Origin of the sequence: Galbibacter kalidii (assembly GCF_026241135.1) — a bacterium.
Taxonomy (GTDB): domain Bacteria; phylum Bacteroidota; class Bacteroidia; order Flavobacteriales; family Flavobacteriaceae; genus Galbibacter.
On sequence record NZ_JAPFGA010000004.1, the window covers coordinates 273,042 to 294,408 of the forward strand.

At 36.7% G+C, this 21,367-nt stretch carries 15 protein-coding genes and 2 tRNA genes; 6 read left to right on the forward strand and 11 right to left on the reverse strand.

Translation table 11 applies throughout. The features are described from left to right. Positions 1 to 82: 82 nt before the first annotated feature. The 10 genes from OOZ15_RS06650 to OOZ15_RS06695 all read right to left on the reverse strand — a co-directional run bounded on the left by OOZ15_RS06650 (position 83) and on the right by OOZ15_RS06695 (position 14,015). Positions 83 to 165 (reverse strand) — tRNA-Leu (locus OOZ15_RS06650). 284 nt (positions 166 to 449) lie between these two features. Next, positions 450 to 522: transfer RNA gene (locus tag OOZ15_RS06655), tRNA-Lys, on the reverse strand. Positions 523 to 1,057: 535 nt separating this feature from the next. Next, positions 1,058 to 1,768, reverse strand: coding sequence for a M48 family metallopeptidase (locus tag OOZ15_RS06660; protein ID WP_265955189.1), 711 nt, complete (start codon positions 1,766 to 1,768; stop codon positions 1,058 to 1,060). After that, the gene (locus tag OOZ15_RS06665; protein WP_265955190.1) at positions 1,761 to 5,000 is read right to left on the reverse strand and encodes a type I restriction endonuclease subunit R; all 3,240 of its coding nucleotides are present in this window, start codon (positions 4,998 to 5,000) and stop codon (positions 1,761 to 1,763) included. Before OOZ15_RS06665 ends, OOZ15_RS06660 begins: the two co-directional genes overlap by 8 nt. Before the next feature lie 2 nt (positions 5,001 to 5,002). Then, on the reverse strand, positions 5,003 to 5,863 hold the full coding sequence (locus tag OOZ15_RS06670) for a hypothetical protein (RefSeq protein WP_265955192.1): 861 nt from the start codon (positions 5,861 to 5,863) through the stop codon (positions 5,003 to 5,005). Continuing rightward, positions 5,851 to 8,142: an argonaute/piwi family protein gene (locus OOZ15_RS06675; protein WP_265955194.1), complete on the reverse strand. Its 2,292-nt coding sequence runs from the start codon at positions 8,140 to 8,142 to the stop codon at positions 5,851 to 5,853. Before OOZ15_RS06675 ends, OOZ15_RS06670 begins: the two co-directional genes overlap by 13 nt. Positions 8,143 to 8,147: 5 nt before the next feature. Continuing rightward, a complete protein-coding gene (locus OOZ15_RS06680) occupies positions 8,148 to 10,706 on the reverse strand; it encodes an AAA family ATPase (protein WP_265955196.1) in 2,559 nt (852 codons plus the stop codon). A 1-nt stretch (position 10,707) separates the two neighbouring features. Continuing rightward, the gene (locus OOZ15_RS06685) at positions 10,708 to 11,922 is read right to left on the reverse strand and encodes a restriction endonuclease subunit S (RefSeq protein ID WP_265955198.1); all 1,215 of its coding nucleotides are present in this window, start codon (positions 11,920 to 11,922) and stop codon (positions 10,708 to 10,710) included. Beyond that, positions 11,923 to 13,452, reverse strand: coding sequence for a type I restriction-modification system subunit M (locus tag OOZ15_RS06690; protein WP_265955200.1), 1,530 nt, complete (start codon positions 13,450 to 13,452; stop codon positions 11,923 to 11,925). After that, positions 13,449 to 14,015, reverse strand: a complete 567-nt coding sequence (locus OOZ15_RS06695) for a restriction endonuclease subunit S (RefSeq protein WP_265955202.1) — start codon at positions 14,013 to 14,015, stop codon at positions 13,449 to 13,451. Before OOZ15_RS06695 ends, OOZ15_RS06690 begins: the two co-directional genes overlap by 4 nt. A gap of 410 nt (positions 14,016 to 14,425) precedes the next feature. On the opposite strand from OOZ15_RS06695, the gene OOZ15_RS06700 reads away from it, so the two are divergent. The 6 genes from OOZ15_RS06700 to OOZ15_RS06725 all read left to right on the forward strand — a co-directional run bounded on the left by OOZ15_RS06700 (position 14,426) and on the right by OOZ15_RS06725 (position 21,046). Next, entirely contained in the window at positions 14,426 to 14,635 is a 210-nt protein-coding gene (locus tag OOZ15_RS06700; protein ID WP_265955205.1) for a recombinase family protein, read from the forward strand. A gap of 367 nt (positions 14,636 to 15,002) precedes the next feature. Continuing rightward, positions 15,003 to 15,854 (forward strand): RteC domain-containing protein, encoded by an 852-nt coding sequence (locus OOZ15_RS06705; protein ID WP_265955207.1) that lies wholly within the window; start codon positions 15,003 to 15,005, stop codon positions 15,852 to 15,854. A gap of 355 nt (positions 15,855 to 16,209) precedes the next feature. Continuing rightward, positions 16,210 to 16,518 carry a helix-turn-helix domain-containing protein gene (locus tag OOZ15_RS06710; RefSeq protein WP_265955210.1) on the forward strand — a complete coding sequence of 103 codons (309 nt, stop codon included), beginning with the start codon at positions 16,210 to 16,212 and terminating at the stop codon, positions 16,516 to 16,518. 85 nt (positions 16,519 to 16,603) lie between these two features. Continuing rightward, a complete protein-coding gene (locus OOZ15_RS06715) occupies positions 16,604 to 18,061 on the forward strand; it encodes a DUF3945 domain-containing protein (protein ID WP_265955211.1) in 1,458 nt (485 codons plus the stop codon). Positions 18,062 to 18,080: 19 nt separating this feature from the next. Then, positions 18,081 to 20,165, forward strand: coding sequence for a type IA DNA topoisomerase (locus tag OOZ15_RS06720; RefSeq protein WP_265955212.1), 2,085 nt, complete (start codon positions 18,081 to 18,083; stop codon positions 20,163 to 20,165). Continuing rightward, positions 20,165 to 21,046 carry an ORF6N domain-containing protein gene (locus OOZ15_RS06725; protein ID WP_265955214.1) on the forward strand — a complete coding sequence of 294 codons (882 nt, stop codon included), beginning with the start codon at positions 20,165 to 20,167 and terminating at the stop codon, positions 21,044 to 21,046. Before OOZ15_RS06720 ends, OOZ15_RS06725 begins: the two co-directional genes overlap by 1 nt. Positions 21,047 to 21,084: 38 nt before the next feature. Here OOZ15_RS06725 and OOZ15_RS06730 read toward each other — a convergent pair whose 3' ends face one another. Further along, positions 21,085 to 21,261, reverse strand: a complete 177-nt coding sequence (locus tag OOZ15_RS06730) for a histone H1 (RefSeq protein ID WP_265955216.1) — start codon at positions 21,259 to 21,261, stop codon at positions 21,085 to 21,087. Positions 21,262 to 21,367: the final 106 nt, after the last annotated feature.

Here is a 21,367-nt window from a genome sequence, read left to right on the forward strand (position 1 = left end):
ATGACTGTTGAAAGTCAGGAGGTTTCGACTGCGCTCAACCTGACATCCAGTTAAAATTACTTTTTATACAACCTCTTTTTTGTACCGGGAATGGGAATCGAACCCACACGCCCAAAGGACACATGGCCCTCAACCATGCCTGTCTACCAGTTCCAGCACCCCGGTATTTGTGTACTAAAATAGAAAAAGTTAAGCGCTTTGCTCAACTTTTTTCGATAAATCTAGTGACTCGACTGGGGCTTCCTTCGACTGCGCTCAGGACAGGCTTCTCGCCAACAGGCTTTTCACCTTTTTTATAGCCCAACAACTTTTAAGTTGCAGTCTCCTACTACTTTTTTGTGACTCGACTGGGGCTTCCTTCAACTGCGCTCAGGACAGGCTTCTCGCCAACAGGCTTTTCACCTTTTTATAACCCAACAACTTTTAAGTTGCAGTCTCCTACTTTTTCGTGACTCGACTGGGGCTCGAACCCAGGACCCTCTCCTTAAAAGGGAGATGCTCTACCAACTGAGCTATCGAGTCTAAAATAAAATAATAGCCTCGAAGGCTATTATTGGTTATGTTTTCGATTTGGTTTGTGAGGCAAAAACCTGTCCAAATATAGTGACCTAGCTGGGGCTTCTTTCGGCTACGCTCAGGATAACTTCTCGCCAACAAGGTTTTCACTTTGTTGAACTCCGCAGCTTTTAACTTACGACCTTCAACTTTTAGTGAACCCATTGGAACAAAACTCGAACTCTCTTTTGGAAGATTTAAGAAAATTATCCTCAATTAAAGGCAAATAATACTTTTCGTAAATCTTTCAATCAAAGTGTTATGCTGCTGTCCTTATCACGAGCTCACTATTTTTTTAATAGTGGTGCAAATGTATTTTGTTTTTAGTTATTTTAAAAATTTATTTACCGATTTTTTTTGTAATAAAAAAGGAATATTAAAAATAGCTTACAGTGAGTAATTTACAAAATGGGCTATCGTTGTAGGTGACGATTTAGTAATCCTGTTACTATCATCAAACATTTGTCATATAAGTCTCTTTTTCATTCACATCTACTACAAATCATATCAATGACATTTCGAGTCTTTCTTTCCATTTTTTCCAGTCTGGCATGATTGCTTCTTGCAAATCATAAAATGCTCGGGTATGATTGTGGTGAATCAAATGGCATAATTCATGAATAATAACATATTCAATACTTCCTTTAGGAGCTTTTATCAATTCAGGGTTTAAAATAACCTTGCCTTTAGGAGTACAGCTCCCCCAGCGAGTGGACATTTGTCTGATTTGAAGCTCAGGTTCATCAATCTCAAATCTCTTAAAAAGCAGAATTGTCTTTTTCAATGTTTCCTCAAAATGAACAAAAGCCTTTTCTCTATACCACTCAGATAATAGATTCTTGACGGATGCATTATGCTTTTTCAATACTAATAATCTTCCTCTAAATAACTTTACTTCATTAATTTCCGACTTTTCTATTCTAAGTTTATATTGTCTACCTAAATAGAGATGAGTTTCTCCATTAACATATTTCCGTGGTGGTGTTAATGGTTGATAAGATAGAAATCCAAGCTGCTGCTTAATGATCCAAGGTGCTTTTTCCCTGAGTTTGGCTTTCAGTTTTTCTTCCGTAGTATCATACGGAGCAATCACCTTTACTTTACAATTGGGGTACACCCGAATACCAAGGGTTTTGCGATCCTGGTAAGAGAGTTCAAAGTTGATTTTTCTCGAACCAAATTCTATAGATTGTATGTTAACCGTTTCAGACATATTTCAATTTAGCTACTTTAATTCCTTCTTCAACTAATTCATCTATTAGGTCAAAGGGTAATTCAATATCTTGCTGTGTCTTTAAATCAAACAAATAATCATCAATATCAATTTTTATCCTTCCTTCAATATCTGATTTATTAACCCAATCAATTACTGGCTTGCCATTTTCAAACACGATAGACTTAATAACTTGGTCAATACCTTCAGCCATCACCGCAGCAATATTTTGTGAGCCTTCTGAACGCTTTAAGTTTCCTTTAAAAATCTCATTCACTAGGTTATAAATGGCAATACCTGTATCATTCCCAGCAAGATTCTCTGGTACATCATCTTGTCTACCATTATGAAAGCGATCTTCGTATTCTCTCGCTTTATTTAAATAATCAGCTTCTGAAATACGATGCTGGTGATAGTCTTCAATAGTATCTCTAATAAGTTTTGAAAGCTTTTTATAATAAACAGGATCTTCATTTATCTTCACATTGATTGCTTTGATTGTCCTGCTAGCAATATGATCTGCTTTGGCTGCCTTGCTGGTTATTTTTTCAACTTCACGGTCTCTTTCTTCTTTATCGAAAATATTGACCATTTCAGTAATGCGAAGAATTTCACCTTCTGTAGTGATGTGCTTGTCAATAAGTTTCTGAACTTGTGGCTCGTATTCCTTATATTCTAGATCATCAAAGTATCTACGCTTGACAGAGATTCTTAATCCAAGAAAAAATTTGGCGTCCTGCTTGTATTTATTTATTTGCAGCTCAGGAGTTTTGCTAATAAACTCAAAACTCGATAGAGCTAGCTTTAACAAGCGAGAGAAAGCCGAAACTTTTTCATAAAAAATGTGTCGAATGGCTTCGTCCTGCAATAATTCTTCATAAGCAGGTTCGTCATACTTGTTTTTCACTTCTTTGAAGATATCCCATACTTCTGAGTGAGCCTGAGGTAATTTCTTTATTTCTTCACTGATGTTGGTTAATGTACCTTCCAAATCAGCTGCATCATAGTTATCTGCCCCTGAGTAGGTTTCTAATGCCATATCCAGGTTCTCCAGATTACCATAATAGTCAATAATCAATCCATGTTCCTTGCCCGGAGCTAAACGATTCACTCTAGCGATAGCTTGAAGCAAGGTATGTTCCTTAAGCTGTCGGGTGAGATATAAAACGTAGTTGTTTGGGGCATCAAATCCCGTAAGCAATTTGTCCACCACTATGATAATTTCAGGATGGTCTTGCTTTTTAAATGAATTTATTAGTGATTTTTCATAGTTCTCAGGACTACCATATTTGTCCATCATGGCTTTCCAAAACTTCAATATCAAATCCTCACTTTCTTCAAAAGCATCCTCATAATTCTCCCGAACATCAGGAGGAGAGATAAGAACTTCACAAGTTACTTTACCAATTTCCTTAATAAATTCTCGGTAGCGGATTGCGGTGGTTTTATTAGGAGCTACTAACTGCCCCTTTGCTTTTAAGCTACCAAAAAATATGTCTTGTACGTTTTGTTCATAGTGGTCAGAAATGTCCCAAGCACGAGCATAGATAATCTCTTCCGCTTTATTGAGTTGATTGGTTGAGCTGAATTTGCGCTTGAGTGCAGATTTACCATAAGGAGTAAGTGGTTCGGATATCCGATCAAAGTAATTATCCAAAGGCTTTTCATTAACCTCAATCAGGTTGTGGCGACCTTCATAGAGCAGTGGAACCACAGCTCCATCTTCTACCGCATCAGTGATGGAGTACACATCTATCAAACCACCAAAGCGATTCGCAGTACTTTTCTCTTTCTTCATTAAAGGTGTTCCTGTGAAGGCGATAAAACATCCTTTAGGAAATACCTTTTGCATTTTGATGTTGAATGTACCATATTGACTTCTATGTCCCTCATCTACCAAAACGAAGATATCGGGCGAGTCAAATCCTTTTTTAGCTTGGTTAACAGCAGCTTCAAACTTGTGAATTAGGGTAGTGATAACTGTGTCTCCTGTCCTTGAAAGGAGTTCTACCAAATGTTTACCTGTCTGAGCATTTTCAACAGGGATTTGACACTTCTTAAAAGTCTCTGTTATTTGGTCATCCAAATCAATACGGTCTGTGACCAATATGATTTTGGGATTCTTGATTTGAGGGTGTGTAGCAATCAGTTGAGCCAACATGGCCATAGTTAGGGACTTACCGCTTCCCTGGGTATGCCAGATCACACCACCTTTTCTTAATCCTTCATTATCCGTTTTAACGACTTTATTTAAGGTATTATGTACAGCAAAATATTGCTGATACCTTGTTATTTTTTTGATGCCGTCATCATATAGACTAAAGTTGAAGAATAGGTCTAAAAGTCTTTCGGGGCGACATAGGCTAAATAGTAACTTGTCTTGTTCGGTGATTGCCTGTTCTTCCTTTTCTAGGTTTTGGAAGTAAGCCCATATATTCTTGTACCGTTCTTGAAAAAGTGTTGTTCTTTCGTTGATAGGTAACGGCTGATTTTTCAGGTTTTGGAGTTTACCAAGCCATGCGGTTTCCTCTAATTTGGTTTTGAATAGTTCTTTCCAGAAGCTCCAAAACTCCTTTTGAGTAGCTGTAGTAGCATATTTTGCCTCATGACAAGCCAAACCAATTATTAAATTTGAGTATTGGTATAAAGAACGAATACCATCTTCTTGCTGATTTCTTAAGTGTTGTTCTATAGCCTTATCAATGGGATCTTTAATCTTTGGACTTTTGCACTCGATAACCACTACCGGAATTCCATTGATGAACAATACAATATCAGGGCGATAATGCTCACTGCTGCCACTTCTGAGTACACTAAACTCTTCTGATACGTGATAAGTGTTGTTTTCAGGATGTTTCCAATCTATGTAATGGAATGAGAAGCTTTTTTTGTCTCCTAATACAGATTGCTCAAAGCTCCTGCCTAATGTTATCAGTTCATAAAAGGCTTTATTGGCAGCAATAAAACCATCCTGAACAGGTAGGTCACGAATGGCGAGAATTGCGTTGTTTACATTGACATCAGAAAAGGGGAATTCTTTTCCCTTGTATTCAATAGCGTTGATAATTTGAAGCTGACTCTTCAAAATTGTCTCCAACAGCACATTGGATGTTCTACCTCCACGAGCTTCCAAAGCTTGTTCAGGAGAAAGGTATTTCCATCCCATATTCATAAGCAGTTTCAATGCAGGAAGCTGTGAAATATGATCTTCTTTAAATGATGGTACATTCATAATTACTGTGTATTTCGATATCCAAAAAATCTAAATATCAATTCCTTAAATTTCATTCTCCATTTTGGAATGATATTACCAAACAACCCTACACCACCGATTCCAATTAAAATTCCAACCTCGTTAATCTTTGACTTCAAATCTTCTGGAAGTGAATGTAGAATACGATAAGCCCCTATTAAAATCAGAAGTAATAAAATGTTGTAGGTTAGGTAAGTAATAACATTTATTCTTTTCTTAAATCTAGTTTCGAATTCCAATAACTTCGATATTCGGTCTGTATCTCTAGGCAGTTTAAATTGAATAATTAAATCAAAAGCTCTGTAATGAATAATACGAATGAAATCACTTTTAAAAGATTGTGTGATGTCACTCATTGAATTGTAAGCTTCCACTAATAACTCATTAGTAATTTTAGATTTATCCAATAAAAACAAAAACGTTAAGATTAAAGAATGGATGTTGGCCTTGCTTTGATAATTTTCAGTTAAAAGATTTTCAAAAGTGGTTGTGGTAGCATTTTTAGCTCGCTTGGTTATTACACCTAATAGCCAGTCTTTTTCTAATTCAAATTTTAAAACTCCAATAACTAAAGTGAATATCAAAAAATCATCATGAATAAAAGGAGCTACAGAGTTCTCTGAAACTTTACGTTTTGATATTTTGGCATATTGAGAATTGAATTCTTCTCTTGAATTCTTTTTAATGGCTTGAATAGAAGAATAATAAATTGAATCAGTTTCTGAAAAGTTACCTTGTGGTAATTGTAAAATCTCATCAGAAACTAATGCATATAGAGCGCTTTGCTTAGGTTGATTGGCCAAACTGCTCAGATAACTATGTTTTTCTTCTATAAAAACCATTTTTTATGCTTTAATGTATAGTTCAATTTATCTGCATCCCATTCTGGTATATTTCTCATTTTCCCAAGTAATCTTGAAATAAGGTTAGAATACAACATGGTGGCAGGTTCTTCTCTCGGTAAAAAGCCCCTCCATGATAAATATGTGAATGAATAAATCTGTTGAGTGATGTAATTCAAATCATAAAACATCAAGTCTTTTAATTCCGGATTATCATAATTCCCCTGAGGCTTTCTTATTTTTATTTGAATAGGTGTACTCATACCATGCTTAGCCGTTTTTAATTCTCTTGCTCCTAGCATCTGTACTAAACATGTTTCATCGTCTATAAAGACATTACTTCCTCGCTGTGGAATATATTTCCCTATTATTTGATTCGAACCATATTTTGATTCTCCCTGTTGACCAGTATCAAATAGAATACTTGGATGGCTTTTGCTTATGGTTACGAAAGCAAACTTGATATTAAACTGGCTTATTTCTTTAACCAACTGACTAATAACTTCAAACTCCACATTTTTGATGGGTTTAAATATGTGAAAGATCAATCTTACAGTATCTCCTTCTTGCCATGCGTATTCATCTGAAAGACGGCTAATAGAACTTTTTAGACTTTTGAGCAATTCTTCAAAATAACTTTCGTACGGAACTTCCTTTACCTTATCTCCCAAAAGATATTGCCCATCACTTGACATGAAGGTGGTTATCCCTACAACACGACTACTTTCAGCACCCTTGTAAATAGTACTTCTTAACCAACTATGACCTATTCCAATTACGATTTCTCTATCAACCGACCTTTGAGCGGGCAATACCCACGGTGTTCCTCCAAGCTTTGCATAGATTTGAAGAGCTAATGGGTTTAATATATATTCTGTATATTTAGATATGGTAGATGACCTTACAAATTGTACCGGTATTTCTAAAGAAAGTAGCTTCGCTTTAATCTTATAATATGGATTATCCCTATCTGAAAGAGCTCTAAATCTATCAGGTATCTCGATTATAGCAAGATGTGGCTTTTCATCATCATAATTACTTATTATACCAAAATAATCCTTTAGGTCGTAATCAGAAATTTCCTGTATATCATAATTTATCTCCTGAAGTTCATATTTTTTAAGTAATCCTTTTTGGAAGTATCGGGAGTTTGCTATACCATCCTTTAAATGGGATAAGAATCTTGTAAAATCACCTCGTTTGGCTCTATGGCAAATACTAATTATTCTTGGATTTTTTATATCAAAACTAATGCTGTCATAAGGGCCATAGTTAGACAATCCCATATCAGCATTTATATTGTTCATTTTTGTACCAGCATGATCATAAATAAATGTTGGTGTTTGCAAATACATGCTATTTTGCACTTGTAATGGTGATGCATCCACTTTAAAACAAAATCCATCTCTGTTTTGAAATAAAATTGGATTAACACCATCCGAAAAAAGATGCTTTGCTATTTTATTTATTTCATTAAACTGATTTACTGGATTTTGTTTCTTAATACGTTCTTGTTTTACAGCTTCTAATATTTGATCACATTTTTGCTCATTAATAGCAAAGTTCAAATAGGATTGAATATTCCTCTTCGTTTTACGAATGAAGAGTTCATTTAGTGGATAGCTTTCTTCACCTTCATTTGTGGTAACTATAGCCATATTGCCACTAATAGATTTTATAACCCCTACAAAATCTTCGTTAGGAGCAAGTATATTATCTAACCCCGGGAGAGTTTCGGTATGCAATACTTCAAAATCAACTAAATCAAAACCTTCCTGATATAGCTCCAAACATGAGATATTAAATACCCAGTTTCTGCGAATATTAACTAAAAATGCAAATCCTTTAGAGTCATTGATATTTGTTTCTCGGAGTTGTACTTCAATGAGTTTTTTGAACGCTATTTTATGTTTTAATCTTTCTGGTAGAAAATTTAAAATTAAATCATCCCTTTCTTGGCGTGAGTAAAAACGAAAAGGATAAAAATCAACAGGTATAAACCCCTGAAAGCGGTCTTTAAAGGTTCTAAAAAAGATATGCTTAACCAATGATGCGGTAACTTTTGAATCATCAAATACCGAACGCTTTTCTACCTTTCCGGTAAGTTGGTTTTCTTCATCTTCCTTATTAGATATTACAATTAAGTTACCATCTCTAAAAAAAGAATATGAAGTATTATACACCTGCCTCAACTCTTGTAAACGTTCATCAGAATAAGGCTCTGTGATTACTTGGTAATCTGAAAAATCAAATTGTATGGGAAAGTAATTTAACTGCATATATCTTAAATGTTTTTATACTCTTCCTTTAGTTGATTCAATTTGTTTATTTCTTCTTCTAGAAGGTCAGAGTTAATTTCTTGATTACTATAACTATCAGAAGGAAGGTGCCCTTCTTTCAAATCACACACATTGCCGTAGTGCTGCACGAACTTCTCAGAAAAGTTATCATCTAATTTGATTTCCTTGATTTTAGACAGCTTTATATGCTTATCAAATGGACTTATAATACTTCTAAGCATATTGTTTTTAACAAAATATTCGTAGCAGGTTGCTAAGGAAGCGAAGCCATGAGCTAAAATCAAAGCACGTTCCTCTGGCAAAGCTGTTCGACTACGCCTTAAATGACTATACGGTATTTCTGTATTCTTATATTTTGACTCAATTCTTGGTGAATTATCTAAATACACCTTACCAACACTTTCTATCATGTGGTTTTTAAAACTCAAATCCAATTGCTCAACAGCATTACTTACATGATGGAAGAAGGGCTTATCATGTGTAAAAACGATTACTTGCTTAGTTGTACATTCTTTGGCAATACACTTCGCTATAATCTCTTTTCTATCATCATCCAAAGAGTTTACTGGATCATCAAAAATTAAGCCCTGATTAATTTCTGACATTTTCATTTCAGCCAAAAAGTCTGCAATGGCAATAACCTTTTGCTCGCCCTCACTTAAAATTGCAGAAGGTGAATTTCCTTTTAATTCTAGTTGTCTGAACGATGTACCTCCTGAACCAGTATGATTGATGGTGATGCCAAAATTTCCATTCAGCTCTTCACAGATTTCATTAAAAGCCAACACATACTCATCATTGAAGTATTTATTGGAAAGCAGCTTCTCGGTATCGGTAACTTTTCGTTTCTTATATTTGACTTTATTTACCTTGTCAACCCATTTTAGGTTTGCTACTAGGTCTTGTACTTTAGATAAATGCTGATTGTACTTCTGTTTGTGGAGTAGGAAGGTCTTTTCCTTTTTCAATTTCGATAGCTTTGTAACCAGCTCATCACTTTTAAGCTGCGTAACAGAATTTGCAATATCAGTCTCTAAAGTCGTCAGTTGATCTGTTTTGACTTCAATGGAAGTGGTTTGAAATGTTTCTCGTTTATCGAGAGCGGAAGTAATGTTCTCACACAATGTATTTAACTTATCCAACTGAGTTGTAATGTTGGTATAAGTGGATACATGATTTGTTTTTATCCACGCTCCCAATACACTATCTTCTTTTAAAAGGTCAAAATTCAACCCTTTGAGAACATTGATTTTAGAAGTTAGTGTTTGAATATGAGTATTCAGATTTTGTTCGGCTTCACTTTTTATAAACGTCCAGTACTTTAATATCAAATCTTTTGCATTCTCACCTAATGGTTGATGACACAGCAGACAAGATTCATCATTTGCAGGGTAGTTAGGATTTTGTTTCTTGGCAAAAGCATCCGCAGAAGAAATAAACGACTTCCATTCAGTAGAGCCAATATCTTTTAATTTATCCGTACTAAAATTACTTACACCTTCACTTTTCGCTTGTATTTCAAAAGCTTTAAGGTCAGTGATTAACTTATTATACTCGTTTAGTTTTTCAGTTGTAAAATGAGTGTTTAAGGTTGTTAATTCATTTATTTTAGGAGGAATGAGTGCCTTTACCTTTTCAAGAGCTTCAATTTCCTTTTTACTCGAATTAACCTTTACGCTCAACTCATCATATTCTTTTTCAACCTGTTCTTGCTTTTGCTTGTCTTCGTCTGAAAAAGGAGTGTATTGAGCAATTTGCTCCTCTGTTGTATTTTTAGAAACAGTTTGTACAAAGGCTTTAATAGCTGATTCACCTTCAAATAATGCTTCTAGGTTGTTTTCGGTATCTTTTTGTTCAATATGTGATTTGAGTTTAGCCTCTAGTTTATTTATTGCAACATTGTATTTTCCGAAGAAGTTTAAACCGGATGGTCTGAAATTAAATCGATTTTTTTCTTTGAGATACTTTTGAGCACTATCGCCATCAAATACAGCAAATTGTTCAAATACGCTGTTAATTTCATCTGTTGGGTAAGACAAAGGCAATGCAATATTATCTTTCTTAAACGTAAAGCTCGCTTTTACGTCTTTTGGATTTTCTTCATTTATATTGGGCTTTATGGTTTCCCTAGAGCGAGAATGAAAAACTTGTTTCAGAAGTCTTACATAACCCGATTTACCTGCTCCATTTGCACCAAAAATCAAAGTAAATTTATCATCAAACAGAACTTGCTGCCCTTCACACAATGCGTTTACACCTTCAATGTTCTCCAGTTTTTCAAAAACAACCTGTGTACCATAAGAGCCTTCTGTAAAATCAGGATTCTCAAAAGTAATATCATCATGCCCTTGACTTTCTTTTATACCTAACTCTTCCAAAAGCAATTCGTAGGCTTCATCAATTACTCCGTCATCAATATCCTCATTTTCAAAAATTTTAGCAGCTAAAAACCTTCCCCAATAGGGTAGCCCATTAGCAAAATGTTTGATTTCAGAAACCAATGTTTCTGATTGTTCAGTAGCTATTTCGTTTACTTCACTCATATCAATCAATTTTAACCCTCACTTCACCAGTCAATAGCTTTTGCATTAAGCCCTTCTTTTGCTCTTTCAGGGTATATATTTGTTGTTGTAATAGCTCTATTTCTTTATCCGCCTCGGAAAGCACCGATACAATCTTTTTTTGTTCTTCTAGAGAGGGTACAGGGATTTTTAGCTTGGCAAACTCTCCCTGACCCAAGGTTTTGTTTCGTCCTGCTCCTCCAGGAGAGGCTAAACCTAAAAGGTGTTTCCCTCTGGCTGTTTTGAAGTAGTATAAAAGGTAGTCCAAATCAAGAACGCCTTTTTTAGGCTTGTACATTGGGAAACGATGAGAGGCTATCATACCAGCTTCTGCTTTTGTGGTTTTAGCAATGGCATGTTCCCATGCAAATACAATATTGACCACAAAACAATCTGGTTGAATCCAGAAAACAGACTTATTGCCAAGACTTGCTCCAGTGACTTTTTCTTTATGAAAAATTCCCTTGCAATGAGAACGTATGCCAATTTCCCGATACAATTTTTCATGTTCAGGCTTAAATGGTTTTCTAACACGCTGAACAATATCCGATATATGCTTTAGTCCCCAATCTTCAGGTAATTCACCCGCGGGTGTTTTAACAGATGACTTGTCTTTTGCAAATTCACTAAACCTTACTTTACCAGATAATAACTGCTGCTTTAGCCCTTTCTTTCTTCTTTCACATTCGCTTAGTAGTCGTTCTGTATCTACAATGGCCTTATTCCATAATGACAGAATAGCTGCAAGTTTCGATTGAAATTCAAGAGGCGGGAAGTTAAGCTTTAATAATGCTAAGTCCTTTTTTTGAATATTGGGAAGACCTGAACCAACCCTAAGTCGCATAATTTTCTTTTCATTGAATTTGAGTTGATGAAACAAGAATTGTTTGTCAACTTGATGATCCTTTAAATCTACCACATAACAATGACCTCCAGCCCAAAACTTCTGTGTTATAAAATTGACGTATCCACATGAATTTCCTCCTTCACTAATAATAATGGTATTCTCATCAGTATTCCATTCATTAGTATATCCTGAAGGAGTAATTCCTCCACTGTATGAAGGGTATATTCCAGATTCATCAAGAAGCTTCTTGTTTAATTGTTCTCCTTTACTCAAATTGCAGACTTCAAACAGAGGTCTTTCAACCCAATGAAAAGTGCTTGAATCAGTTTCTATGTTTAAATTTTTACTCATTTAAAATCCCAGTTCATTTAGATATTTACTCATCTGTCCTTCAACTATTGCAAGCTTCTTTTTCAATTCTGTGATATTGCTTTGTGTTGCAGCAACATCAATCTCCTCATCCTCCTCAAATGTATCTACATAGCGAGGTATGTTGAGATTGTATTCGTTTTCTTCCACTTCTTGAATAGTGGCTCGATACGCATATTTTTCTTCCAACACTTTACTTTCACCCCCAGTCAAAGGAATAGCTTCTTGAAATGCGCGGTATGTATTGACAATCTTATCTATGTCCGTATCTTGCAGACGATTCTGATTTGTGCTGGATTCATAACCCTCACTGGCATCTATAAAAAGGATATCTTTATTCTTTCCCTTTGCTCTATTAAAAATGAGGATAGCAGCAGGAATACTTGTTCCATAAAACAAGTTAGCTGGCAATCCAACCACCGCTTCCAGCAAGTTTTCTTCAATTAATTGCTTTCTTATTTTACTTTCACTGCTTCCCCTGAAAAGCACTCCATGAGGTAGAATAACCCCAACCCGACCTGTGTCGTGATACGTAGACTCAATCATGTGAGAAACAAAAGCATAATCCCCCTTGCTCTTTGGTGGAGTTCCTCTATGGAAACGATTAAACTGATCAGAAATAGCATTGTCAGCTCCCCATTTATCTAATGAGAATGGAGGATTTGCTCCCACTATATTTCCTTTAAGCAGGCTATCCTCTTCCAGCAACTTAGGATTGTTCAAAGTATCTCCCCATTCAATAGTAGCATCATCTATCTCATGTAAAAACATGTTCATACGAGCAAGCGCCCAGGTGCTTCCATTGATTTCCTGACCATAGAGAGAATAGTTTTTATTTCCAACCTCTTTAGCTAGCTTAATTAACAATGAACCTGAACCACAGGTAGGATCAATGATACGGTCTCCCGGCTGGGGATTGAGCAGCTTAGCTAATAGTTTCGAAACCTGGGCAGGAGTATAAAATTCCCCCGCTTTCTTTCCGGCATCACTGGCAAACTTTTCAATAAGATATTCATAAGCATCACCAATAACATCATTATCCTCTAAATGTGAAGGCTGTAAATCTAGTGCAGAAAAGTCAACCAATAGATTTTTAAGCCTTCTGTTTCTATCTTTAGTCTGACCAAGGTTTGCTTCTGAATTGAAGTCAATATTTCGAAATACACGTTCCAGTTTACTTCGGTTGGCATCCTCCATACTTTCCAGAGCAGTATTGATTAATTCACCAATATTTGCAGCATTTCTGTTTTCAAATAAATAGTCGAAAGTACAAGTATCGGGTAACTGGAAACGCTCATTCTTTAATGCTCTTTGTACTCTTATTTCATCACCACTATACTTCTCTGCATAGAAATTCTTTTTATCTTTCCATACATCTGAAACATATTTTACAAAAAGCATAGTCAGGATATAATCCTTGTACTGGGATGGATCAATAACACCTCTAAATGTGTCACATGCCTTCCAAACAATATTGTTAATCTCGTTCTGTGTAATCGGTTTTTTAATCATGCTTTTTGATAAATTATATTTTTAATGATGGCTTGATATACTTTTTGTTTTTCTGAAATAATCTGCTTTGATATTTCCATATCCTTATAATGCAAAGATTTAATAGCAATTGCTTTTTGTTGTAATTCCAAGGAAGGAAGCTTTACTGTAAAAGCTTCCAATTCAGATTTACGAATGGAAGGAATAGAGCTCCCTACACCAAGAGTCTGAAAATAAGCCTGTGTTTGAGGCATATTAAATAATGTAGTCAGAAATTCAGGTATCACCTTTAATGGATCAGGTTTGATAACAAAAAATATTGAAGACGCTATTGCCGGGCCAAATTCCCTGTTGTAAGTCCAAGCAAAGTTCCTCATTCCTTTTCCAACTAGTAAAATATCCCCATCTTCAAGAAGGTGAGCTTTCTTTTTTTGGTCTATCTCAACGAAAGTATCAACTTCATCTATTTGATTGCCCCAATCATCAAAATGCTTGGCTTGCAAATAGACCGCATCTCCAACATTCTTAGGTTTTACATATAAACCAAATTGCAATTGAGCAATGTCCCCTAATTTTACCTTCATTTAATTTGTAGATTATTTCAAATTCACTACAAAGGTATGAAAAATTTCATTATTTAAATAAAATTATTTTGTAGAGATTTTCAAATTTAAAATATTAAATAAAAAAATCCTCTTGTCATTAAATACAAAAAGGAATACCCATTTACTTTTTCACCACCAAATGACTTCCCCTAGAGGCATTCAGCAGACATCCTGCTGTTTTATCTGTCAACAGATTGTTTTTTGTAGTTTGAATTAGTAACAATCTATGTCTATCCTTTTACTAATTGCTGCATTGTATAGAGAAATTCTTTTGAATAATTTCAAATTATACGGTCGGATAGATTCATTTCGTTATTTATTGATTGTCAGTATTTTGAAATTCAATAAGAAGTACTAACCTTAAACCTCAAACAATTACATTAATTCAAATGAAAACAGCTTACTTATATGTCCTTGTCAGCACGGACGAACAAAAGAGAAAGGGATACTCCTTACCCGAACAGGAAGACCGCTTACTGAAATATTGCAGGTACAACAATATCGAAGTCAAAGGCATTTACTGTGAAGACTACTCTGCCAAGAATTTTAACCGACCTGAATGGAAAAAACTTATTTGGTTTTTTTTCAAAAAAAGATGAGAAACGCTAAAAATAGTTTGCAAGTTGGGTAATCATTGCAGTTAAGGGTTTAGTAATGTTGTTTACTGCCTTCTTTTGATAACTACTAAAATCACAAAATTTAATACACAACCATCCTATTTCTTCATTTTCTCTTCTTATATAGACACACAATCTATAAAATTAAAAAGCAAGGTTGAATCCTTATTCTTTCAATTAAAGCTCAAAAACTTAATAGTTTAAAAGAGCCTCAAAAATTAATGAAATATTTTTTATGTGCTTTTGTTAGCTATAAACATATAGATTTATTTAATTAATTCTCTAATTGGAGAATAAAATTTTTAAGTTGAATGTTTCAAGCATTATTCACTTAAAATTTAAATTAATTATGACAAATTCTATTTACCAAGAAGCACTAGAACGCATCAAATCAAAAGAAAAAAATGTGAGCTTTTACAGTGACAACATTATTGATGAAACGTACAAAATGATAATTTTCACCAAGGATTTACTTAATGAACTGAAAACCCACGTATTAAGGCAAGGATTCTCAGACATGCGAGAAGAAATTAGTTTTTTCAAGCAGATAAAACCAAAAATCCTGGGTAAGCTCGTTTATTACAACAAGCTTTCGCGAATAGAAACAACCCGTCCCGTGAGCAATGGAAAGCTGTACAACACCTACTATTCCAACCATATGAAGGATTTAAAAAGGGAATTTAAAGTTCATATCCTGAATTCTAATTTCTATAGATATTACCGATCTGGCCGAACTGATAAGGACGAAATCTATTTTAGGTTGGGGCATATCAATTTTTATGATGGGTTGAACAGTTTTGTCTTTGAGATAGACACCCATTTTTCGACCTATTACGACTACAAAATCGCACGCATCATTGCCAATGAATTACTTTATACCTATCTCCTTTCAAAAATAGAGCCTTACAATCATCCAGGTACGTTAACCACAGTCATGCCATTTGAAAATGGGAAAGTTCGTTGGACTGATTCAAAAAATGCCCTGATTGAACTGCTCTATGCTCTTCATGTTACCGGTTCTATTTCCAATGGCCGTATAAGCCTAAAGAAGTTAAGTATCCTATTTCAAGAATTGTTCAGCGTTCAATTGGGAGATATCCACCATGCCTTTCATCGTATGAAAGACCGTGCAGATGACAGAACCATATTTTTAAATCATTTGAAAAAATCTTTAGAACAATATATGGACAAAAATTTATGAGCAACTACTTTTACTTTCCAGTTCATTAAGCAGTTATGCCTGACAGACCCTTATCAAATGCATAGCTGCTTTTTAATTTTCCTTACCCATAAAGTACCCATTGGCAATACCTATCCACTCGCCAATAAATAATTCTAAAAAAACACAATTAACTAACAAACAGTGATTTACATAAGTGTTAAAAATTGTTAAAAATGACATTTACTTGGTTGTTGCTTGGCTTTTCCTTGTAAGAATAATTTATAGCTCTTCTTCAATTTTGCCTATTCAAACGCAATAAATCATTAAAAATGGAAATCATAGACATTGAAAGAAACTCGATAATTAAAGAAAGTAATCCTAAAGTCCTGCCCATATGAATATTGACAGAATGGAATTTATCAATTGGATGGAACGCATTATGAGCCGGTTTGATATGCTGGATGACCGCATAGGGGATACGCAAAGAAACTGGAACAGTATTGATGGGGAAGAATTGTTGGACAACCAAGACCTGCTCCAGATGCTCAAAATAAGTAACCGCTCTTTGCAACGTTACCGGTCTTCCGGAAAGCTGTCGTATTACACCATCAGTGGGAAACTCTATTATAAACTTTCGGATGTGCACCAGTTCATCAGGGAGAGTTTTACGGCATCATCTTCCAAGAAGAAAGCCAGCAAATGACAAATACTGCCAATGAGCGCCAATATTTATATAGCTATGATGGCACCTTTTACTTTCGTCTGGATGAAACTCAAAATATAAAATTATGGGTGAAGAAATTTTAGGTAATCAGAATACCCCGGAACAATTATCGGACATCTTACTGGTTCTCGATAAGGAAAAGAAAAAAATCCAGGCCGTAAAGGGGGTGGACGAAGATGGCAAACTGGAAACTGTTGACCCTACCAAAAAAAACCAGAACCAGTTTATGCGTGTGGACAGGCATGGGGATTTCATCTCCAATTTCTTTTCCAATTTTTACAGCCAATTGAAGAACCCTACCGATTTTTCATTTTTCAAAGTGCCACGAGCCCTTGCCACAGAAACAGCAAAGCAAATTCAAAAGCACTTAAAAGCCCCTACCAAAGAGGGCAAGCAATTAATGGATCAATATGAAATAAACCCGGAACCACAAAAAGATATAACACAAGAAAATCAGAATACTATGGAAACAAAACAAGAAACAACGCAAACACCCAAAACCAATGGGTACCGTTACCAGCCAGAGCAAATTGATTGGGAGACTATGGCCAACCTGGGGTTGAGCAAGGAACGTCTCGAAAAGAAAAATTTGCTCGACCCCCTGTTAAAAGGGTACAAAACAAATCAATTGGTGCCTGTCAGCGTTAATCTGGGAACGGCGGTCATACGGATGGATGCCCGTTTGTCTTTGCAACAAAACAGTGAAGGGAAAGTAGTCGGTGCCATCCACGGGATCCGTAAAGAACCCAATCTGGACTTTCCATTTTTCGGCCACGAGTTCAGCAAAGAAGATAAGGAAAACTTATTGGATACAGGGAATATGGGACGTGTGGTGAACCTGACCAATCCCAAAACAGGGGAAACCATTCCATCCATTATCAGCGTGGACCGATTGACCAATGAATTGGTCGCCCTGCGCACGGAGTGGATGAAAATCCCCGACGAAATCAAAGGAATCACTCTCAACGAAGAACAAAAACAGACTTTACAGGAAGGTAAGCCCCTCCATTTAGAGGGAATGATTTCCAAAAAAGGAACCCCGTTCAATGCAACGGTACAGTTCAATGCGGACAAACGCTATGTAGAGTTTCTTTTTGACAGGAACAATGTGAAGAAACAAGTACAAAGCAATCAGCAGAACCAATCCCATGAAGTTCCAAGAACCTTCAGAGGAAAAGAACTTACCGATAAGCAATATGAAAAGTTCAAGGATGGCCAAACTGTTTATATAAGTGGTCTGGTAGATAAAAAAGGGCAAAAGTACCAAGGGTATATTACCTACAACAAGGAAACAGGTAAAACAGGCTTTTCGTTCAAAAACCCAAATAAAATCAAAGTACAGGTGCAACCCACTGAAGCTCATAAAACACAGAAAGCGGTCAATTCGGAAGGTAAAACCAATGAGGCGACCAAGAACATCAAAAAGCCTTTAAAATCGGGACAAAAGAACCCTGACAGCAAAGAACAGCAAGAGCAACAAAAACCAAAAGCCCCTGCAAAATCCAAAGGCAGAAAAATGTAGTCCATAAAAACAATATGGTATGAAAACAGTGATTGCAGAAAAGCCGAGCGTGGCTCGGGAAATCGCCCGCTTGTTGGGAGCCTCCGAAAAACAGGATGGCTATTTAACGGGTAATGGTTATCAAGTTACCTGGGCTTTTGGGCATCTGATAGGGCTGGAAATGCCGGAAGATTATGGATTGACCGGCTTTAGAAAAGAAAACCTGCCTATTTTGCCTGATCCGTTCCAACTAACGGTACGAAAAGTAAAAAAGGGAGAGTTGCACAATGCTGATCCGAGGGCGGTAAAGCAACTGAAGGTTATCGAACTGCTCTTTAATGGTTGTGACTCCATCATCGCCGCTACCGATGCCGGACGTGAGGGGGAACTGATATTCCGATACATTTATGAATGCCTTAAATGCGACAAACCTTTTGAGCGACTGTGGATCAGCTCCCTGACTGAAAAAGCCATTAAGCAGGGCTTTGACAATTTAAAGCCCGGAAGCGATTTTGATGGATTGTACCGGGCCGCGCAAGGCAGAAACCGTGCCGACTGGTTGGTGGGCATCAATGCTACACAAGCCCTCTCCATTGCCGCAGGTAATGGTATTTACTCGCTTGGTAGGGTACAAACACCAACGTTGGCATTGATATGCAGGCGGTATCTGGAAAACAAGAAATTTTCGGTACAGAAATACTGGCAAATCCAATTGAGGCACCAAAAGGAATTTATCACCTTTAAAAGCCTTTCCAAAACCAAATGGGAAGACAAAAAACAAGTAGAAAACGCGTTAAGGGCTATTGAAAGGAACGGTAAGGCTACCATCACATCCGTAGAAACCAAAAACGTTACGGAACAACCGCCCTTGCTCTTTGATCTGACAGGCCTGCAAAAAGAAGCCAACAAAAAGTTGAACCTTTCAGCAAAAGAAACCCTGAACATTGCCCAAAGCCTCTATGAAAAGAAATTCATCACCTATCCCAGAACCGGAAGCAAGTATATTCCGGAGGATATCTGGACAGAAATCCCAAGTCTTGCAAGGGCATTACAGGATCGGGAAACTTGCGGACAGGATGTATCCAGAATGAAGTGGGGCCAGTTCAATAAACGTATGGTAAATGATTTACGTGTAACGGACCATCACGGACTGTTGACCACGGAAAAAATCCCTTCTGCTTTATCCGCCAGGGAAAATGCGGTTTATGACCTGATTGCCTTTCGCTTGCTGGAGTCCCTATCCGATGCTTGCCATAAAGAAATAACGGATATTGTTTTACAGGTACTGCACTATGAGTTTACAACAAGGGGATGTAAAATACTAACACCCGGATGGCGGACCATAAGGGGTAATTTTTCCGATAAAGATTCTGGAACTGTGCAAGAGCTTCCGCAATTAAAAAAGAATGATGAACTCAAAATCAAAGAAGTCTCCGTATTGGAAAAAAAGACCAAACCGCCTGCACTTTATACTGAAGCAAGCTTGTTATCCGCAATGGAAACTGCCGGAAAACAAATTGAGGGAAAAGAAGAACGGAAAGCCTTGCAAAACATAGGAATCGGTACACCTGCTACACGGTCAGCAATCATAGAAACACTTTTCAAGCGCCAGTATATATGCAAGCAAAAGAAGTCACTTATCCCCACTGAGAAAGGATTACAGGTGTACGAGTTGGTCAAGGACAGGAAAATTGCCGATGTAGCCATGACCGCCGAATGGGAACTGGCCTTACAAAAAGTCGAGAATAACGAAGCTGATGCCAGAGCTTTTCAAAAGGAAATGGAAACCTATGCCGCATCCATTACCGACGAACTGTTACAAACTTCTATTGCCAAAGACAACTTGCCCAAACTGGTTTGCCCAAAATGTAAAAACCGGCATTTGGTTATCTGGGACAAAATCGTGAAATGTCCTGGTGAAGGGTGCAACTGGCTACAGTTTCGCAAAGTGTGCGGGGTGCAAATCGGTATGACCAATATAGAAAGCCTTGTGAGCAAAGGCAAAACCTCACTTATCAAAGGGATGAAAAGCAGATCGGGAAAAAAGTTCAATGCCTACATTATATTGGATGATAAAGCTGAAAGTTCCTTTGAATTTGAAAAAAATAAAACCTACAAAAAGTAATGGAAAAGAAACCGCTCATTGCGCCCAAAAAAATCAAAACCCTGATTTATACCATACGTGGTAAACAAGTGATGTTGGACAGCGATCTCGCTTCGTTATATCAAGTGGAGACAAAGAACCTCAATCGAGCCGTGAAAAGAAACATAGAAAGGTTCCCGGACTCGTTCTGCTTTCAATTGACTGAAGAGGAAGTTGAAAACTTGAGGTTCCAATTTGGCACCTCAAGTTCGAACCACGGAGGAAGGCGTTATTTTCCAATGGTTTTTTCGGAGTCGGGAGTGGCAATGGCTTCTGCCGTACTCCGGTCCAAAATTGCCATTAAAGTCAGTGTTGAAATTATGGAAACCTTTGTAGAGATGCGAAGGATGCTTATCGGTAATGCCTCCCTGTTTCATCGCTTGGACAAGATGGAACTGAAACAACTGGAAGCCGACCAGAAATTTGAAGAAATCTTTAAAGCCCTGGAAAGCGATAAGCTCCACAGCGAAAAAGGAATTTTTTATGACGGGCAGGTTTTTGATGCCTATGCCTTTGTATCGGACATCATCCGCAATGCCAAAAGCTCTATCATCCTTATTGATAATTATGTGGACGATACGGTACTGACCTTGCTCGGAAAGCGTAACCAATCAGTATCAGCCACTATTTATACCAAAAGCATTAATAAACAATTACAACTGGATGTACAACGGTACAACAACCAATATCCTTCGGTTGAAGTTGAAACCTTTTCGGATGCCCACGACCGCTTCCTCATCATTGACGGAACGGAGCTATACCACATCGGGGCTTCACTCAAAGACCTGGGTAAAAAGTGGTTTGCCTTTTCGAGAATGGATATTGAAGCCGGTAAAATACTTCAAAAACTTTCCCAACGATAACAAAAGGACCCTCTGGATTTTCAGAGGGTTTGTTCTTTCTATTTTTTAGATTCTGCTACAGAAGTTTTTCTGAATTCCTTCAATAGTTTTTCCAGTGCCAGTGATGATTTACGTGCCCTGGTCCCAGCGGCTTTGTTTCCGTTTTCTGATTGTAATGCTGCATCTGTATTGAACGCTTCAAACTCTGTACTGATCTTTTCGATTAGTTCTTTCATCTGTTTATGTTTTAAAATTATGAGGGCGAAAATAAACTTTTTTAATCGATGTAAAAAACCCATAGGGTCAAAAGTGCCCTTTCACTGCCAAACCCTACCACTTCCA

Coding starts and splice junctions, on each gene's coding strand:
- OOZ15_RS06660 (WP_265955189.1), bottom strand. CDS start 1,768: ATGTCTGAAACGGTTAACATACAATCTATAGAATTTGGTTCGAGAAAA.
- OOZ15_RS06665 (WP_265955190.1), bottom strand. CDS start 5,000: ATGAATGTACCATCATTTAAAGAAGATCATATTTCACAGCTTCCTGCA.
- OOZ15_RS06670 (WP_265955192.1), bottom strand. CDS start 5,863: ATGGTTTTTATAGAAGAAAAACATAGTTATCTGAGCAGTTTGGCCAAT.
- OOZ15_RS06675 (WP_265955194.1), bottom strand. CDS start 8,142: ATGCAGTTAAATTACTTTCCCATACAATTTGATTTTTCAGATTACCAA.
- OOZ15_RS06680 (WP_265955196.1), bottom strand. CDS start 10,706: ATGAGTGAAGTAAACGAAATAGCTACTGAACAATCAGAAACATTGGTT.
- OOZ15_RS06685 (WP_265955198.1), bottom strand. CDS start 11,922: ATGAGTAAAAATTTAAACATAGAAACTGATTCAAGCACTTTTCATTGG.
- OOZ15_RS06690 (WP_265955200.1), bottom strand. CDS start 13,452: ATGATTAAAAAACCGATTACACAGAACGAGATTAACAATATTGTTTGG.
- OOZ15_RS06695 (WP_265955202.1), bottom strand. CDS start 14,015: ATGAAGGTAAAATTAGGGGACATTGCTCAATTGCAATTTGGTTTATAT.
- OOZ15_RS06700 (WP_265955205.1), top strand. CDS start 14,426: ATGAAAACAGCTTACTTATATGTCCTTGTCAGCACGGACGAACAAAAG.
- OOZ15_RS06705 (WP_265955207.1), top strand. CDS start 15,003: ATGACAAATTCTATTTACCAAGAAGCACTAGAACGCATCAAATCAAAA.
- OOZ15_RS06710 (WP_265955210.1), top strand. CDS start 16,210: ATGAATATTGACAGAATGGAATTTATCAATTGGATGGAACGCATTATG.
- OOZ15_RS06715 (WP_265955211.1), top strand. CDS start 16,604: ATGGGTGAAGAAATTTTAGGTAATCAGAATACCCCGGAACAATTATCG.
- OOZ15_RS06720 (WP_265955212.1), top strand. CDS start 18,081: ATGAAAACAGTGATTGCAGAAAAGCCGAGCGTGGCTCGGGAAATCGCC.
- OOZ15_RS06725 (WP_265955214.1), top strand. CDS start 20,165: ATGGAAAAGAAACCGCTCATTGCGCCCAAAAAAATCAAAACCCTGATT.
- OOZ15_RS06730 (WP_265955216.1), bottom strand. CDS start 21,261: ATGAAAGAACTAATCGAAAAGATCAGTACAGAGTTTGAAGCGTTCAAT.